This window comes from Aquimarina agarilytica ZC1 (genome assembly GCF_000255455.1).
Lineage (GTDB): Bacteria > Bacteroidota > Bacteroidia > Flavobacteriales > Flavobacteriaceae > Aquimarina > Aquimarina agarilytica.
On the sequence record NZ_JH621281.1, the window covers coordinates 1 to 17,536 of the forward strand.

Annotated in this window: 16 protein-coding genes, 2 tRNA genes and 1 pseudogene; 5 read left to right on the top strand and 14 right to left on the bottom strand. The window is 29.1% G+C overall.

Annotated features, from left to right (window positions below; genetic code table 11):
* Nucleotides 1-58 precede the first annotated feature (58 nt).
* From KQA_RS0215015 to KQA_RS19960, 13 genes and pseudogenes are all read right to left on the bottom strand, one after another.
* Complete coding sequence (locus tag KQA_RS0215015; protein ID WP_010182298.1) at nt 59-1,222, bottom strand: hypothetical protein; 1,164 nt, start codon at nt 1,220-1,222, stop codon at nt 59-61.
* The gene (locus KQA_RS0215020) at nt 1,219-2,232 is read right to left on the bottom strand and encodes an O-antigen polymerase (RefSeq protein ID WP_157366726.1); all 1,014 of its coding nucleotides are present in this window, start codon (nt 2,230-2,232) and stop codon (nt 1,219-1,221) included. Before KQA_RS0215020 ends, KQA_RS0215015 begins: the two co-directional genes overlap by 4 nt.
* Before the next feature lie 236 nt (nt 2,233-2,468).
* On the bottom strand, nt 2,469-3,899 hold the full coding sequence (locus KQA_RS0215025; RefSeq protein WP_010182300.1) for a lipopolysaccharide biosynthesis protein: 1,431 nt from the start codon (nt 3,897-3,899) through the stop codon (nt 2,469-2,471).
* A 40-nt stretch (nt 3,900-3,939) separates the two neighbouring features.
* Nucleotides 3,940-4,683 (bottom strand): SDR family oxidoreductase, encoded by a 744-nt coding sequence (locus KQA_RS0215030; protein WP_010182301.1) that lies wholly within the window; start codon nt 4,681-4,683, stop codon nt 3,940-3,942.
* Nucleotides 4,668-5,573 (bottom strand): Gfo/Idh/MocA family protein, encoded by a 906-nt coding sequence (locus KQA_RS0215035; RefSeq protein WP_010182302.1) that lies wholly within the window; start codon nt 5,571-5,573, stop codon nt 4,668-4,670. Before KQA_RS0215035 ends, KQA_RS0215030 begins: the two co-directional genes overlap by 16 nt.
* Nucleotides 5,570-6,301 (bottom strand): acylneuraminate cytidylyltransferase family protein, encoded by a 732-nt coding sequence (locus KQA_RS0215040; RefSeq protein WP_010182304.1) that lies wholly within the window; start codon nt 6,299-6,301, stop codon nt 5,570-5,572. The genes KQA_RS0215035 and KQA_RS0215040 overlap by 4 nt, the downstream gene beginning before the upstream one ends.
* Nucleotides 6,302-6,303: 2 nt before the next feature.
* The gene (locus tag KQA_RS0215045) at nt 6,304-7,353 is read right to left on the bottom strand and encodes a nucleotidyltransferase family protein (protein WP_010182305.1); all 1,050 of its coding nucleotides are present in this window, start codon (nt 7,351-7,353) and stop codon (nt 6,304-6,306) included.
* Between the two features lie 3 nt (nt 7,354-7,356).
* On the bottom strand, nt 7,357-8,523 hold the full coding sequence (neuC, locus tag KQA_RS0215050; RefSeq protein ID WP_010182306.1) for a UDP-N-acetylglucosamine 2-epimerase: 1,167 nt from the start codon (nt 8,521-8,523) through the stop codon (nt 7,357-7,359).
* Nucleotides 8,523-9,536: an N-acetylneuraminate synthase gene (gene neuB, locus KQA_RS0215055; protein WP_010182307.1), complete on the bottom strand. Its 1,014-nt coding sequence runs from the start codon at nt 9,534-9,536 to the stop codon at nt 8,523-8,525. The genes neuC and neuB overlap by 1 nt, the downstream gene beginning before the upstream one ends.
* Nucleotides 9,533-10,126, bottom strand: coding sequence for an acetyltransferase (locus KQA_RS0215060; protein ID WP_010182309.1), 594 nt, complete (start codon nt 10,124-10,126; stop codon nt 9,533-9,535). Before KQA_RS0215060 ends, neuB begins: the two co-directional genes overlap by 4 nt.
* A complete protein-coding gene (locus tag KQA_RS0215065) occupies nt 10,123-11,274 on the bottom strand; it encodes a LegC family aminotransferase (RefSeq protein ID WP_010182310.1) in 1,152 nt (383 codons plus the stop codon). The genes KQA_RS0215060 and KQA_RS0215065 overlap by 4 nt, the downstream gene beginning before the upstream one ends.
* A gap of 3 nt (nt 11,275-11,277) precedes the next feature.
* Entirely contained in the window at nt 11,278-12,486 is a 1,209-nt protein-coding gene (locus KQA_RS0215070) for a polysaccharide biosynthesis protein (protein ID WP_029209617.1), read from the bottom strand.
* A 73-nt stretch (nt 12,487-12,559) separates the two neighbouring features.
* Nucleotides 12,560-12,936 (bottom strand): annotated as a pseudogene (locus tag KQA_RS19960) (nucleotide sugar dehydrogenase); the annotation flags it as partial.
* Between the two features lie 281 nt (nt 12,937-13,217).
* Here KQA_RS19960 and KQA_RS0215080 point away from each other — a divergent pair.
* From KQA_RS0215080 to KQA_RS0215090, 3 genes are all read left to right on the top strand, one after another.
* The gene (locus tag KQA_RS0215080) at nt 13,218-13,721 is read left to right on the top strand and encodes a DUF4199 domain-containing protein (protein ID WP_010182313.1); all 504 of its coding nucleotides are present in this window, start codon (nt 13,218-13,220) and stop codon (nt 13,719-13,721) included.
* Between the two features lie 6 nt (nt 13,722-13,727).
* Nucleotides 13,728-14,675, top strand: a complete 948-nt coding sequence (locus KQA_RS0215085; RefSeq protein ID WP_010182315.1) for a glycosyltransferase family 2 protein — start codon at nt 13,728-13,730, stop codon at nt 14,673-14,675.
* Between the two features lie 61 nt (nt 14,676-14,736).
* Nucleotides 14,737-16,467: a phospho-sugar mutase gene (locus KQA_RS0215090; protein WP_010182316.1), complete on the top strand. Its 1,731-nt coding sequence runs from the start codon at nt 14,737-14,739 to the stop codon at nt 16,465-16,467.
* A gap of 139 nt (nt 16,468-16,606) precedes the next feature.
* Here KQA_RS0215090 and KQA_RS0215095 read toward each other — a convergent pair whose 3' ends face one another.
* Nucleotides 16,607-17,137, bottom strand: coding sequence for a shikimate kinase (locus tag KQA_RS0215095; RefSeq protein ID WP_040396425.1), 531 nt, complete (start codon nt 17,135-17,137; stop codon nt 16,607-16,609).
* Between the two features lie 125 nt (nt 17,138-17,262).
* Here KQA_RS0215095 and KQA_RS0215100 point away from each other — a divergent pair.
* Together KQA_RS0215100 and KQA_RS0215105 are read left to right on the top strand one after the other, a co-directional pair.
* Nucleotides 17,263-17,335, top strand: a tRNA-Lys gene (locus tag KQA_RS0215100).
* A 55-nt stretch (nt 17,336-17,390) separates the two neighbouring features.
* Nucleotides 17,391-17,463, top strand: a tRNA-Lys gene (locus KQA_RS0215105).
* Nucleotides 17,464-17,536 lie beyond the last annotated feature (73 nt).

Genomic DNA, 17,536 nt, shown 5'->3' on the forward strand with positions numbered 1-17,536 from the left:
AAAATAGTAATAATTAACGAGGCAAGCCTCGAGGTATTAAACCTGATAGCGAATAAAATTACAAACCATTAAATAGAAAATCAAAATCATCATCATCATATCTTAATACTTTTACTCCTTCACTTTCATACTCATCAGCTAATGTTGACACATAAGAAATGGCAAAATCTACTTTTGGGAAATCTTTTTGGTCTAAGATCATAAAATCATTTTCTTTCAAAAGATTTGTATATACCGTAATATCTTTATCTACTGGATGAGGCTTTATATAAAGATTTAGATTTCTCTTTCCCAAATCATTAATAATTTTATTTTCTTTTTCAAAAAAGAATTTATTACAAATAAGTAATACATTTTTCAATCCATTATTTAATAATTTATTATTTGACGAAAATTTAATTGATGATCTGTAGTATGCTTTAGGCTTATTTGTCAAAAGACTTTTCTCACATATAAATCTCTGTTTTTCATTTATATAATATGCAATATCAACATCTCCTATTTTTTTTATCTTCATATTTTCATATAAGATTCCATGTTGTATTAGGCATTTATTTTTTTTTATATATCTTGATAGATAAGCCCATCTATCCAAAAGACTCACAAAATAATAATCATTAGAAGTGTCACTTCTTTTTAAATAAAAAAAAGACAAAAAATATTCAAAAGAAGTATAAGATCTAAACATAAGATCCCTGTTTCCATATTTTTTTTTCATGATAAAAGACACTTTGATTGCATAAATAAATGAATAGAATAACTCACTATAATTTATTCCACTAAACATATTCACTTTTTCAAAACCATTGTAATCAGATTTTATAGATGGGAGTTTGACAATTACAACATTATCGATGTCTATATTTGCACTTTTCAAAATATTTACAAATCTATCATTAGCTAAATTTAATCCTAACATGATATATTTATTAGAAATAGATTTTCTTTCCGAAAAAACATATTGAAATGTATAAATGAAAAATTTAACAAACAATATTATAATGTAGATTATTACCTCAAACTTAGAAAGTATTAGAGAAAAAAATGAAAAAAAATGAAAAAACTTACTAGGTACATTTAGATACCTAGCTACTTGTTTAATTTTAAACTCTTTGTATGATTTTCTATTTTTTTTATCAATGCAAAATTCAGAATTAGCATTAAATTCATTTAAATATGCAAACAAATATCCTTTTAGGACTGTATCTAATTTATTATTCATTTTTTTTTTAAAAGGTATGCTGTTCGTATAAGAAAGAAAAAAATTAAGTTTACATATAATAACTCAAATCCACAATAAAAAATTGAAACAACAGAAATAACTAATAATAAAACTAGAATAAATAAACTTTCAATAGAAACATATTTCCTTTTTCTCAGCTGACTAGTAATATACAAATGAAACAAAACACTTAACAAAAATGTGACTATATATCCAAAATTATAAACTGTATGACATGTATACCCATAAAATAGATGTGCTTCACCGTCAAATGACTTATTTACTCTTTCTTTTGATTTTTCTGCATTCCAAGTAATAATATTAAAAAAATTCAAATATTGGTAAACAAGTCGCAGAAACCCTTCTCCATAAAGAATTTTTTCTGGAGTATATTTTTCAAGACGATTTACACCATTATAATAGCCTTGCGCAGTATAATCCGCTATACTATAAATAATTGGATCCTTAACTCTTGAATTTCGAGGAATACGGTCTTTATAATAATCCATTTCTGAAAACCTTGTTACCGTTATCGATATAAATAGAAAAACAATTAACGAAATTACTATTTTTATGTATCTTAAAATTTTTTGATTCAATTTTTTAGGTAATATATCTTTCAAAAGAAAGAAAGAACCTATAAAAACCAATACATAAGTAAATATCTGAGCTCTTGAATAAAAAGCTATTCCAGCTATCATCGAAGAAGAGGACAAAAGCAATGCCCACCTAGATTTTTTAAATTCTAATTTAGATAAGTAGTAGAAAAAAAATGGAAATGCAAGATAACCTGAATTTTGAGTTGTATAAGAATACCTAAAGAAATTAGCAAAATAAGGTATACTTTCATATAAATCTTTATATGCTCCTTCTGCTTTAAAAGCAGATGGACTTGGAATGTAAGTCCTAATGATAACTAACATTACTATACTTAATATCAGATTAAAAAACAACACCTTATATAAAATTTTTTTAAAAAAAAAGACAAACTTCTCATCCTTTAAATACAAAAACTCAAATCTAGCATGACGCCATGGGCTAATTATTAAAAATAAATTTATGTTTATAAAAAAAATATTAAATATAGTAAATGTAGAATCATAATCTATTTTAGCTCCAACTAAAAATTGAGATCCAAAAGAAATTATTTGCAAAAAAACTAAAATTAAATAAAGTTTTTTATCTCCACGACTTAAGAATAAAAAGAATAAAAAGAATACTAATTGTACTACTAACCCCATAAAATCTACTTCTTAAAAATCAGATTTTTTAAAAAAACATACTCCTTTGACTTTAAAATAATCACAGAGGACACATACATCAAAGTTCCAACAAGTGAACTAATCATTAACTTTTGAAAATTATTGAAAAACAAAGATGATGTATAAACTACAATCAATAATAACAAAATATTTAAAAAAATATTTAATGATATAAATTTAATTTGCTCATAAATCTTAATGTTTAAATATTTTTTGGTTAATAACATCGACAATATTGCATCTAAAAAATAATATAAAATAATACCATAACAAACAACAATAATATTATAATTCATAGTGAAAAATAATATAGTTAAACCAACAACTTTCTTAAAAAAATTAATTCGAACTAATTCCTTTGTCTTATCCAACACCTTTAAATATGAATTATTTATGTAAATAATAGGAATAAACAAATATGCTATAGAAATAAGTTTTAAAATCTCTAACCCACCAATCCATTTTTCAGTCAATAAAAATAGTATAATTGGTTCTCCCAAACCTATAATAAATGTAAGGATCGGAAAAGCAATTAATGTTGATAATCTTAATAAAATTTCATATTTTTCTTTTAAATAATCTTTATTATTTTTCCCTTTAGACAAAATAGGAAAAAATACACTTTCTACGGCATACATAAAATTAGTTGTTGTAAAAAAAACAACAGTCTGCATCCTATTATAATAACCTAAAGTTTTTGCTGAAAAAACTTTACCTATTACTAAAGAGTATATATTATCATAAAACACTTGAATAAAATTATTAATCAAAATCTTTGTAGAATAAGGCAATATTTCTTTCAATTCTAAAAAAGAAAAAACAAAACGAGGCTTCCAACCTGACAAAGTCCAAAAAACAATTGCTTGAATAAGATTTATTGATAGTGTTTGAATAACAATAGACCAAACACCATAACCATTATAAGCTAAAAACAATCCAATTGTTGCTCCTAACATTGAAGAAAAAAAAGTTACCAATGCAGGGAATTTAAAATCTAGATTAATTGTAAAGAGGATTCTTTGTATGTAAGTAAATGAATAAACAATAATATTAAGCCCCACTACCTTTGTCAAAATACTTAATCTCTCTATTTCATAAAAGTTTGCAATAAAATTTGAAAAAAAATACAATAATGAATAGAGGAATACAGATATTAAAAAGTTAGAATAAAAAACAGTTGAATATAATGATTCAGTATTATTAACTCTAAAAATCAATGCTTCGGAAAAACCTGATGCTACAAGTAAACTAGCAATCTGAATAAAGGTTGTTATAATTGCAACCTCACCGAAATCTTGAGGAGTAATTAATCTTGCTATAATTAAAGTAGAAATAATTTGAAGCATACTTGGCACATAACGTCCTAACATACTCCAAAGAGTCATATTTACAGAACTCTGTTTTGCTTTTGTCATATTTTTTTTTAGGTAATGTTAAATACTACTCTACTAATAGTCATATTGCAGTCCAACCTCCATCTACCATCAAATTATGACCTGTTATAAAAGAAGCTTCTTCTGATAACAAGAAGACTGTCGGCCATGCTATTTCTTCAGGTCTCCCAAGTCTACCTAATAAAGATTTTTTACTGTATTTTTCAATAAAGCTTGGATGCTGTTGATTTTCATACAAAATACCTCCAGGAGACAAAGAATTCACCCTAATATTAAATTTCCCGTAATAAGATGCCAAATATCTTGTAAAGTTAATTATACCTCCTTTAATAGCAGAATATGCCGCAGGAGAAGTACCATCATAGTCTTCATAAATAGAAAAATCATTACCGACCACACCATAAATAGAACCAATGTTAACAATAGAACCAGATTGCTGAGTTTTCATGATTTCTAATACTTTTTGACAAACATAGAATACCATATTCAATTGCATATCTATGTTTTCTCTCCATGATGATAATTTGATATTTTCAAATCTTTCTCCCCAATCTTCAGTTCTAGGATATGCTAAATTCACCAAACCATCTATTCTTCCATATTCATTCATAGTAAATGATATCAACTTATCAATTTCCTTTTCTTTTGTAACATCAAATGTTAAAATATTATTCATTTCATCTTCAAAAATATCTACAGCTACAACTTTTGCCCCAGATTTTTTTAAAGAAACTTGTGTTTCTTTTCCTAATAAGCCTTTTGCTCCTGTTAATATAATTACTTTGTCTTTTAATCTTTTAGACATAATTCTAATACTTTATACCCTTCTTTTATATCATTAAATTTTTCACCAATAAGAATTTTTTCAATAAAAAAATTCATTTGAAAATCGTACATTTCTTGTACTGTTTGTTCAAAATCGAACATTTTCTCACCATTCACATAAATTATATTATTTAATAAATCTAACAAATAAGTCTCTTTATTGGTTACAATTTCAAAAGTCCTTTTAGCATCTCTACGATAATAATTCAATACTATATTTGCACAAAAATCATTAAAGCTAAATAAGTAATTTGCATAATCTATTGCTGTAATATTTAATGATGAATCACTTTTAAAAGTTTTATTTACCTCTAATGGCTCTCCAAAAAACCAATATAAATAATCTAATTCATGAATCAAATCAATATGAACGCCTCCTCCTTTTTCTGCATTAGCACTATAACTTTCCCTAAAATTTATAGTAGGTCTCCAATCTGGCAAATAAGAACCACAATAAACATTCACCTCCTCAATACATTTATCTTCCAACAAACTTCTCATCTTAACCAAGCCTTTATGAAATCTCAAATTACATGCAATATATGTTGAATTATTTTTACTAATTATTTCAACTAATTCAGATTCATTTTTTCCTATCAAATTAAACAAAGGCTTTTCTATAAAAAGAGGTAAATTAAAACCATATATTCTCTTTAATGTTTGATAATGAATATTAGTCGGATTAGAAACTATTATAAAATCAGGTTTTACCTCCTCAATTTCTTCAAAAGAGTAGATATGTTTTATATCATTTTCTTCTTCAATAATTGATCGCCTTAAAGCATATATCTCCACCTCAGAACTTATTTGTCCCAAAGCTGCTATGTGTTTTTTAGCTATTGAGCCTAATCCTATTATTAAAACTTTCATAGTTCAATACCTAACTTATTATTTTCTATCAGGTATTCCATAAAATCAAAATCTATAGGGTTATCTAAATCAAAACAAATATGATCCATTTCATAGATTAATGATTTTTCTGTTATTACCGATTTTAATTTTTGTTTAAAGAAAGTCTTATTATAAATATAAAATGAAGCGTTCATTTCATAAACATCTGGAGCAGATTGTCTAGTTAAAAAATTTCCTTTTTTACATAAACTATAGTAACCATTATCTAATTTTTCAACCATATTAAAATAGGGGTTTTTATGAGCCACATTTACAGAGAAAATATTAAAGGCTTCATCATCCGATATAATTATAGCAAACGCCTTCTTTAAATCTTCAATAGTTCTTAAAGGAGATGAAACATCTAAATCAAGCACATAATCATATATTATATTTTTATTTTTTTCCATGTGATCTCTCACATCGATTATTGCATCTAACTTACCTGATTTATCTGTGGCTAATTTAGCAGGGCGAATATATTCTAAATACAAATCTTCTATTTGAAACCTTCTGACAACTTCCTTAATTTCATCAGAGTCTGTAGATAAAACAATATCAATGATATCTGAAGGTCTTTCTTTTTTTAATTTTTCAGCTAAATTTAAAGAGTAATAAATTAAAGGTTTACCTGCTATTTCTTTTATATTTTTCCTTGGAATACCTTTAGAACCGCCTCTAGCACAAATTGTAATTAATATATTCATTTCTAATTTGCTTCAATATGCTTTATAAATTCTTGAGCTTGCTTATAATCTATAGGTTTACCAATATCAATCCAATAACCCATAATCGGATCATAAATTAATTCTCCTCCCTTTTCAACTAAGTCATCCATCAAATCAGTTATATCATAGAAACATTTTTTAGGCATTTTTTGTATTAACTCTCGCTTAAGAATATAAACACCTGCATTAGAATGATATATATAACTAGGCTTTTCCTTAAAAGCTTTAACTTTATTTTCTTCGGTTTCAAAAACAGCATAAGGCACATCCACTTTATATTCCGTAGAAGCTACAACCATATCTGCATTTTCTTTTATCAATTTTGTATACATCGATTCGAAATCAACATTTGTTAACAAATCACTATTCATTAACAAAACATGATCTGTATTGAAATGATCTACCAAACCTAAAGCCCCAGCTGTACCCAATGGTTCATCTTCCCATATATACTCTATAGAAATCCCCTTATCACTTCCATCTCCAAAATATTCTTGAATTTGATTCCCTAAATATTTTAATGATATATATATTTTTTTTATACCAAAATTAATTAGCCTATCAATGTTATGCTCAATTATTGGCTTACCTCCCAAGGGCAACATTGGCTTAGGAACAGTATCCGTTAGCGGGCTCAATCTTTTTCCTCTACCGCCTGCCATAACCATACACTCCAATGGTAATTTAGCATTAACTTTATCCAAGTCAATAATATCAATAAGTTGATGAGATTTATTTAAAATTGGTAGAATTTTTATATCCTTATTTTTATATTTCCCTAAAAACAAATAATCATCACTACTGTATTCATATAAAAAATCTGTATTACAAATTTGCTCTACTGATTTATCTACCCTTTGATCCATCGCTATTGATCGACGAATATCTCCATCTGTAATAGATCCTAATATTTTCCCTTCTCTATCTTGAACAAACAAAATTAAACGACTAATTCCTTTTAATTCATTTAGTTTATTAAGGGCATCAACTATCGTTTCATTATAGTTAATTAGTAATTTTTTTATTATCATAATTTAATATTCAAAATCAATATTATAAAACTGCTTTTTCAAATTAAATGAATCAATACCTTTTAAAATATTAATTATTTTTTGAGTAGTATTCCCTGATCCATAAACTTGATCTTGAGCTTCAATTTTATTTTTAAATTCCAAAGAGAAAGATTTTTTTAGTGCCAATTTAATTTCTTCATATGAATTATTTACATCTAAAACACTCAAAGGACTTATTCTTCCTTTTTGTCTATCACCTATATTTATTGTTGGAATATTAAAATAAGGTACTTCTATTATTCCACTTGAGGAATTCCCCACAACAACATCAACATATTTTAGTGCGGATAAATATCTCATTTGCCCTAAAGACTTAAAAGAAACTGCTTTTTGTTCATTTTTTTTAACATAATCTTCAATCATAGTATTTATTATACGACCATTTTTATCCGAATTAGCATGTGTAAAAATCAGCAATGTATCATCATATTCATCTAAAGCTCTTAAAATATTAGTAAATGTATGCATTGGATTCTCAATTTCCAATGTAACTGGATGATAAGTAATTAAACAGTTTTTCTTTTTTAATCCTTTTTTAATTGATTTTTCAAATTCTTGTTTTGAATATAAATCTAATCCTTTTATTGAATCTAAACCTATAGCTCCTACATCAAATACATTATTTGGTGATTCCCCTAATTGAATCACTCTTTTTTTATAGATTTCTGTTGATGTAAAATGTAAATGACTAAACTTAGTAATCGAATGCCTAATACCTTCATCATATGCTCCTTCTGTAGTTTCTCCTCCATGCAAATGAGCTATTGGTATATTTGCGGATGTTGCAGCTATAACAGCCGCCAAAATCTCCGTTCTATCTCCTAAAACAACTAAAATTTCGGGCTTCAGATTTTCAAAAGCATCCGCAAATCCTGAGATTGCTATTGCAATAGATTTAGATACTCCGACTGAAGAATCGGAAGACAACAAACATTCTATTTTACTAACTATTGGAAAACCATCATTTTCAATTTCTCTGATAGTATATCCAAATTCATTAGAAAGGTGCATTCCTGTTACTATTAGCTGTAATTCCAATTTAGCATCTAAAAAAATAGACTTTATCAAAGGCTTCAACAATCCGTATTCCGCTCTAGTACCCGTTACTATCGTAATCTTTCTTGTCATTAAATAGATATTGATATTAAATCATCTGCGTTAAAATCTTTCAAGGATTTTTTTCCAATTATATTATTCCACTGCATAGGTGAAATACCCGTTCCTGGCCGTTTTATAGCAAGATTATCTTCTGTAAAAAAATCTCCCTTTGCAATTCCTTTTTTAGCCACTATACTTTTTCTAGCTATCGGCTTATTTTTTATTTCCGATTTAGATGGCTCTTTTATTCCAGATCCAGATAAGGCTTGTTCAATATTTCTTATTGAAATTACCATCTCTTTCAACTCTCTGGGCTCTAAAGATGCTTTATGATCTGGTCCAGGAAGATTTCTATCCAACGTAAAATGCTTTTCAATAACACTTGCTCCTAAAGCTACAGCTGCTATAGGTACTTCAATCCCTAAAGTATGATCAGAATATCCAATATTAACCCCTAATATGGACTTGATATAATTCATAGCTTTTAAATTAACATCAATCATTGGCGTAGGATACTCGGTATTACAATGTAATATTGTTAAATTCTCTTTTTTAACTCCATTATCCAATAAAACCTTAACTGCTTGTTTTATCTCTTCCATATCAGCCATACCTGTAGACAAAATAACTTCAGAGAATAAATTAGCTACTTTTTTCAAATAAGGGTAATTTGTTATTTCTCCTGACGGTATTTTTGCCAATTCTATACCTATTTTAGATAAATATTCTAAACTTTCTAAATCAAATCCTGTTGATAAAAAACGTACTCCTTTTTCATTGCAATAATTAATAAGTATATCATGCATTTCTTCAGTCAACTCTAACTTCTCAAGCATTTCAAATTGACTATCTAAATTCTCCGTATTCTTATCTTGGTATGTTGCTCTTTTTGCTGTTTTTGTAACTAATTTAGCGGCTTTAAATGTTTGAAATTTAACATAATCTACTTCTGCTGATGCAGCTACATCAATTAATTTTTTTGCTTGATCTATATCTCCATTATGATTAACTCCTGCTTCAGCAATTATTAATGTTCTTCTCATTTTTTCACAAATTTACCAGCGCTAATAATACTATCTTCTTTAATAATAATACCATTAGATATTGTTGAATTACTACCTAAAAAAACCCCTCTTCCTATTGTACTATCACCATTAACTACTACACAAGTTGATATATGGCAAAAATCATTAATTACTACACCGTGTTCAATATTAGATTTTGTGTTCAAAATACAATGCTTACCTACTTTTGCTTGTGCATTAACAATCGAACCATGCATAACAATTGTTCCAACTCCTATATCGGCATGTTTAGAAACATAGGCTAATGGAGATATTATTGTAGCTAATTTAGCTTTACTTTCTTCTAATTTTTTTGCTATACGCTCTCGAATCTCATACGTTTTTATTTGACCTACAGTAATTATAAAAAAAGTATTATCAGATATTAATTCATTTATAAGACTATCATCTCCTATTATAGGGTACCCCAGCAACTCACCTTGTTTATTATCTAAAATACCTAAAATATTATATCTTCCTTCTTTTTCTATAATATCTATAACAGAACTACAATGTCCTCCTCCTCCAATTAGAACAATATTGGGTTTACCTATTATAACATTACTCATATTACACTACTTGGAATATTTATAACCCTATCTTCTAACCATTCAGAATTATCAAGATTCCCTTTAGGGCAATTTAAAAACATAGGTAACTTATCCATTAACTTCCATATTGGCCTAGTCATTATCCCTAAAGAATTTGTTTGCTTTAAAAACTCATCTTTTGATTTTTTATCTTCCAAAATAATAGCATTTAACCAAAAATTAGATTCCTCTTCAGTACGTTCATCAAAAAAGCTTATTCCTTTTAAATCAGAAAAGAAAGATGCATATTTTTTTGCTATTTCTCTTTTACTTTTAATAAAATACGGAAGCTGCTCTAACTGAGCCACTCCTATAGCTGCATTAATATTTGGCATTCTATAATTATATCCTATATCATCATGAACATATTCCCATGAATGCTGAACTTTACATTGTGTTGTTAAATGTTTTGCTTTCTGGGCTAATTCAATATCATTTGTTAGAATAACACCTCCACCTCCTGTTGTCATTATTTTATTTCCATTAAATGAAATTACAGATAGTTTCCCAAAAGTACCTAAATGTTTATCTCCTAAAAAACTCCCCATGGACTCGGCAGCATCTTCAACTAACTCAATATTATAATCTGCGCATACTTTTAACAATTCTTCTATACGACATGCATGCCCAAAAGTATGCATTGGCAAACATGCTTTTATTCTTCTCCCCGTCTTTTTGTTATAACATTGATTATTTTTAACAACTGCATTATCATCTAGAAATAATTTTAATGCTTTTGGTGATAAACCCATTGTATCTATATCAACATCTACAAAAACAGGAATAGCATTTGAGTACATTATCGCATTTGCTGTTGCAATAAAAGTTAAAGCTTGTGTAATCACCTCGTCACCTTCTTTTACCCCTGCTAATCTTAATGCTACATGAATAGCATTAGTACCATTAACACAAACAATTGCATGTTTTGACCCTGTGTATTCTTCTAAGTTTTTTTCAAACCTATTGACAAACTTACCTACACTGGAAACAAATGTTGAATCTATACATTCATTAAGGTATTTTTTTTCATTACCTTCTAAAAACGGTTTATGAAGAGGTATAAATTCATTTTCTATATTGTAAAGACCTCTTACAAAATCAATAATCTGAGAAGTTTTTTTATCCATTTATTACATTTTTGAATCTAAGTTTTTACCTTCTTCTTTATGGTCAAAATTAATTAAAAAACTTCTCATAACACCTACTATATCATCCTTACCAGCATCTTCCTTATTGAATACATTTTTAAAATCTAAAAACAATTTATCTATTTCTTCTTGAGTTCTAAATTCCTTAATCTCTACAACTCCTAATGATTCATATTCATCTAAAAAAACCTTCTCATTTTCTGTAAAAAACTCTTCATAAGGTTTTTCTCCAGTGGTATCACTTCCTGAGAAAAAAACAGGATATTTTTTACTATTCGAATTAATTTGTTTTGCTTTTTCTATCGCTTCAATAGCGGAACTACAATATTCTATTTCAAAACCATTAGCCTTTAAAAACTCTATCGCTATATTTGAAAAAGTTATCATTTGCTCTTTTTTTAATTTAGGAAAATAAATTTCACCTGTTTTTCCTAATATACATGCTAATAAGCAAATTTGACCACTCTCTTCTGGAGATACAAAATACCTTGTTACATCAACTGGTGCTGATATCGGTTGATTTTTAGAAATTCTTTCTATAAATCCCGCAGGTAAAGATCCATTTGAAAAAGCTACATTAGCAAAACGAGCCGTAGTAACTTTAAATGAATTGCTATAACTCATTATCAAATCCTCCATAATCTTTTTACTCCCTCCCATAATATTTACAGGATTAGCGGCTTTATCCGTTGATACACAAAAAAAATGATTTGGCTTATAAATATTTAAAAGATCCAATAACTTTTTGGCATTTACAACATTATTATTAATAAGAGCCTCTACTGAATATTTATCCTTTTCGCTTCTAACATGCTTATGCGCTGAAAAGTTTGCGACTATATCGAAGCCCCCTTTATCTTTAAACATTTTAAAAAACACATCATCAGCGTAACTCATAGGATAAGTAGTATAGTCACTTGGAACAACTAATGCATCATTACTCCTTATATCTCTTGTCAATTCCGTTAATCCATTCTCATTAATATCAACAACAACTAATGTCTTAGGATAGAATTGTAATATTTCTTTCACAAAAGAACTCCCTATTGTACCAGCACCTCCAATTACTAAAACTCTTTTATCCTTAATTTCTTTTAAAAGATTCTCTTTATTGTTTTCAATATCAATTGAAAACATACTCTCTCTCCTCTTAGTAACATGTTTAGCAATGAACTCTTTAATTTTGACGATCATATTATTATTGTTATTATTTGATCATAACACCACACAAATCGTATTAATTTTATGATATTATTACTATTTAATCAGTTGTCGATACCGAAGCTATTTGAAGAGCGTATAATTCTATATATTTTAAATTAGCGGCCATCCCTTTTCCTACTCCATATGTCTTTGCAGGAGTGTTCATCGATATAAATATTGCATCAGCTCCTGTATTGCTTCTTCTACTTTTGTAGAAAAAAAACAAATTTCCACCTTGTGCTTCGCTTACCACTTCACCCAAAACTAGTTCATACACAGGGAATTTTTTCAAAAAAAATCATCAGCATTCCATTCTACAATTCACTGCTCATTTAAATCAACCACATGCACTCTTATATTTGGACATTTATTCACTATTACTGCCATTGTTAGCCCACCAACATAACCAGCTCCTATACAACAAATATTTTTTATCATAATAAAATTAAAACACACACAGAATCACACAAAAAAGTACTACTACTAAATTGTTATTAACTCTTAGTTCCAATTAGCATAAATGACAAATATACTAAGTTAGCCTTTATTACAATACAAATAATTCTAAAAACTTAAGACATCAACTACCATTAAATCTAAAATTTCACCCCACCCAAATAAATAAAAATATCACCGTAATATTTATCCTAAAAAAAACAATCCTCCCTAAAATCCACTTACATTGTTATCACTATATTTGCATCTTATATTACATTCAAATGGAACACACCGAAAAATCAACATTTAAATTCTTATTACCTTATGCACTTGGTTTACTGGCTATACGTTTAATTATGGACACCTTAATTAAACAACTAGGACTTGGTTACCAAGGTGAGAGTTATGGGAGTTTTGTTGCCTTATTTATTGAATTAGCCATCGTATTTATTACCATAAAAAACTATAAGAGCTTTCAAAACAACGGTAATTTATTATTTTCCGAAGGAGTTAAAATTGGTGTTGGATTAGTACTAATTATGGGGACATTATTTTCTGTATACATTTTTCTTATTCATGCCAATTATATTGACCCTGAATACCAACAAAAATTAGTTGAAGAAGCCATAGCCGTAATGACAAAAAATGACCCAAATGCAGACACTTCTAGTTTAACCAAAGAAGCTCCAAACTCCGCTACAGGTTTAGCTTTTTGGATTTTAAAATATGCTTTTATTGGTGCTTTAGGTGGTATTATTAGTGCTGCTATTTTAAAAACCGAATAACATTCTATGAAAGACCTCTCTATTGTTATTCCATTACTAAACGAACAAGAATCACTCAACGAGCTCCATACATGGATCCAAAAAGTGATGCTTAAAAATAGTTATAGCTATGAGGTGATTTTTATTGATGATGGTAGCACAGACACCTCCTGGGAAACTATTGAAGGTTTACAACAAAAAGACTCCAATATAAAAGGAATTCGATTTCTAAAAAATTACGGTAAATCTCAAGCCTTACATGCCGGTTTTAAGGCCTGCAATGGAAACGTAGTTATTACTATGGATGCCGATTTACAGGATAACCCAGAGGAAATACCAGAATTATATCGGATGATCACCGAACAAGGTTACGATTTAGTTTCTGGCTGGAAAAAGAAACGTTACGACGCTGTTTTTGCGAAAAACCTACCTTCAAAATTATTTAATGCTGCAGCCAGAATGACTTCTGGCGTAAAGCTAAATGATTTTAATTGTGGATTAAAAGCTTATAACATATCAGTGGTTAAAAATATTAATGTGACTGGTGATATGCATCGTTATATCCCTGTGCTTGCCAAAAACGAAGGCTTTACTAAAATTGGCGAAAAGATAGTGCAACACCAAGCTCGCAAATACGGAGAAACCAAATTTGGAATGGAACGTTTTACCAATGGTTTTTTGGATTTAATTACCATTTGGTTTATCTCTAAATTTGGCAAACGTCCTATGCACTTTTTTGGCTTAGTAGGCACCCTTCTTTTTATTGTTGGATTTGGATTCGCCACCTATTTAGGAATTGATAAATTATATATAAATACTACGGGACGCTTGATTACTGAACGCCCTCAATTTTATATCGCATTGGCATGTATGATCCTTGGGACTCAGTTTTTTTTAGCTGGATTTTTAGGTGAAATCATTTTAAAAAACAAATCCGAAAAACATAAACAATATAAAATTTCAGAAACACTATAAACCACCTTATTTTAATTATTTTCAGTAAGGAATTAGTATTTTTGCTTCATATCTTATAACAATGAGTACACTAACAAACACCATTCAACAACGCGTTAACGAGTGGCTAAGCCCTACCTTTGACATTGACACACAAAACGAAATCAATAATCTTTTAACAACTAATCCTTCGGAAATAGAAGATAGTTTTTATAAAGATTTAGAATTTGGTACTGGTGGAATGCGTGGTGTTATGGGCGTTGGAACTAATCGTATTAACAAATACACCTTAGGAAAAAGCACTCAAGGTTTATGCGATTACCTAAAAAAACAATTTAACGGTGAAGAAATTAAAACAGTTATTGCTTTTGATTGCCGACACAACAGCGACACTTTAGCTAGAACTGTTGCCGAAGTCTTTGCTGCTAACGGCATTAAAGCTTACTTATTTTCAAGCTTGCGAACCACTCCCGAACTTTCATTTGCTGTAAAACACTTAAATTGTCATTGTGGAATTGTCCTTACTGCCAGTCATAACCCCCCTGAGTATAATGGATACAAAGTATACTGGCAAGATGGTGGACAAATTGTTCCTCCCGAAGACGGTGAAATTATTAGCACGATTAATGCATTAGAATACAGTGATATTAAATTTGACGCTAACCCAGACTTCATTGAAATTATTGACGAACTGGTTGACAAACCTTTTATTGATGCTTGTGTAGAAAATGGAAGTATTATAGCAACACAAGAAGCTAAAGACAACCTAAGTATTGTTTTTACCTCGTTACATGGAACATCAATAAAATCCATACCACAAACATTAGCTAAGGCAGGCTTTAAAAACGTTCATATTGTTGAAGAACAGGCTGAACCCGACGGAAATTTCCCAACTGTAAAATCTCCTAATCCCGAAGAAACGGAAGCTTTGGAAATGGCCACACAATTAGCCAACAAAGTAGGTGCCGATATTTTAATTGGTACCGATCCCGATTGTGATCGTTTGGGTATTGCCGTTCGTGACAATAATAACGAAATGAAATTACTAAACGGGAACCAAACCATGGTAGTAATGATAGGTTTTTTGCTAGAACAATACAAAAAAGAAACTGGGTTTAAAGGGAATGAATTTATAGCCTCCACCATTGTTTCAACACCAATGTTGCGCACTATTGCTAACGCTTACAATGTTGAATACAAGGAAGTATTAACTGGTTTTAAATGGATTGCTAAACTTGTTAAGGATTATCCAGAACTACACTTTATTGGTGGTGGCGAAGAAAGTTACGGATTTATGGTCGGTGATTTTGTACGTGACAAAGATGCTGTTACCAGTACACTATTAGCATGTGAAATTGCAGCCTATGCTAAAGCAAACGGAAACTCATTCTTTAATTTACTACAGGACTTATATAAGAAACATGGTTTTTATAAAGAATACTTAGTTTCACTAGTTAAAAAAGGAATTAGTGGTGCCGAGGAAATCAAACAAAAAATGATTGACTTACGTGAAAATCCATTAAAGGAAATCAATGGATCTCAAGTTGTTTTTATCGAGGATTACCTTAGCGGGGAAGCTATCAATTTACAAGACGATTCAACTACAAAAATTGATTTACCTAAAGCTAATGTATTAGTTTATTACACTGAAGATGGTAGTAAAATAGCTGCTCGCCCTAGTGGAACCGAACCAAAAATTAAATTTTACATTAGTGTACAAAACGAGGTAACTCCTACAGATTCATTAACAGAAGTTGAATATACACTAGACCAAAAAATTAAGCAAATACTTGATGAATTAGGCTTATCATAAATAAACCTTCAGTTTTATTTTTTTTAGAATAAAAACAAAACCTAAATTCGAATAAAAAGATCATTTTTCAACACTGAATTTGTAAAAAATTCAACTTGAATTAACTTCTTTTTATTCGAATTCTTTTTGTCATATTATTTCAAACTTCAATCAAGCTCCCAATTTCAGTTACAATCTCCTCTACCGATTTTGAATTAGTCGATACTTTTAATTGAGATTGCAAATAATATTGAGAGCGTTCAAAAACATGTTTTGCTATAAATTCTGTTAATTCATCAACTGTTTTTGTATGCGCTATTAAGGGACGCTTGTCTTTTTCTGTAAATAAACGTTTTGCCAACTCCCCAATAGAGGTTTGTAAATACACCGATGGACTATTAATTGCTTCAACAATAGTTTGCATATTATTCCCAAAACAAGGAGTTCCTCCTCCTAATGAAAGCACCGTGTTTTTCAAACTCCCCAAACACTCTTGTAAATACGTTGCTTCAATTTTCCTAAAATATACCTCCCCTTTATTTTTAAAAATTTCTCTTATAGTATCTTTTTCCTTCATCTCAATATAATCATCCAAATCTATATAATCCATTTGTCTATTTTTTGCTAATTGTCTACCTACCGATGATTTACCGCAGCCCATATAGCCTATTAAAATGATATTTTTACTCATAATTTTAATTTTGATGCAAGGTTCATTTTTTATATTTAAAAAAAAATATTTTTTTTTAGTTTTTACACTTGTCAAATTGAATTAAGGTCGTATCTTTGCACCCGCATTCAGGCACTGAATGTTTAGACCTGGTAGCTCAGTTGGTAGAGCATCTCCCTTTTAAGGAGAGGGTCCTGGGTTCGAGCCCCAGCCCGGTCACAAAAAAATAAAACTGAGTGTTGTTTTATTTTTTAATTACATAAAACACTCCAATGACCTGGTAGCTCAGTTGGTAGAGCATCTCCCTTTTAAGGAGAGGGTCCTGGGTTCGAGCCCCAGCCCGGTCACAAAAAGCGGAAATATTATCAAGTTTGATAAATTTCCGCTTTTTTATTTCCTACATTGATTGTTTCTAATTCT

Coding starts and splice junctions, on each gene's coding strand:
- KQA_RS0215085 (WP_010182315.1), top strand. CDS start 13,728: ATGAAAGACCTCTCTATTGTTATTCCATTACTAAACGAACAAGAATCA.
- KQA_RS0215015 (WP_010182298.1), bottom strand. CDS start 1,222: ATGAATAATAAATTAGATACAGTCCTAAAAGGATATTTGTTTGCATAT.
- neuB (WP_010182307.1), bottom strand. CDS start 9,536: ATGAGAAGAACATTAATAATTGCTGAAGCAGGAGTTAATCATAATGGA.
- KQA_RS0215040 (WP_010182304.1), bottom strand. CDS start 6,301: ATGAATATATTAATTACAATTTGTGCTAGAGGCGGTTCTAAAGGTATT.
- KQA_RS0215065 (WP_010182310.1), bottom strand. CDS start 11,274: ATGGATAAAAAAACTTCTCAGATTATTGATTTTGTAAGAGGTCTTTAC.
- neuC (WP_010182306.1), bottom strand. CDS start 8,523: ATGACAAGAAAGATTACGATAGTAACGGGTACTAGAGCGGAATACGGA.
- KQA_RS0215045 (WP_010182305.1), bottom strand. CDS start 7,353: ATGATAATAAAAAAATTACTAATTAACTATAATGAAACGATAGTTGAT.
- KQA_RS0215080 (WP_010182313.1), top strand. CDS start 13,218: ATGGAACACACCGAAAAATCAACATTTAAATTCTTATTACCTTATGCA.
- KQA_RS0215035 (WP_010182302.1), bottom strand. CDS start 5,573: ATGAAAGTTTTAATAATAGGATTAGGCTCAATAGCTAAAAAACACATA.
- KQA_RS0215095 (WP_040396425.1), bottom strand. CDS start 17,137: ATGAGTAAAAATATCATTTTAATAGGCTATATGGGCTGCGGTAAATCA.
- KQA_RS0215060 (WP_010182309.1), bottom strand. CDS start 10,126: ATGAGTAATGTTATAATAGGTAAACCCAATATTGTTCTAATTGGAGGA.
- KQA_RS0215030 (WP_010182301.1), bottom strand. CDS start 4,683: ATGTCTAAAAGATTAAAAGACAAAGTAATTATATTAACAGGAGCAAAA.
- KQA_RS0215025 (WP_010182300.1), bottom strand. CDS start 3,899: ATGACAAAAGCAAAACAGAGTTCTGTAAATATGACTCTTTGGAGTATG.
- KQA_RS0215090 (WP_010182316.1), top strand. CDS start 14,737: ATGAGTACACTAACAAACACCATTCAACAACGCGTTAACGAGTGGCTA.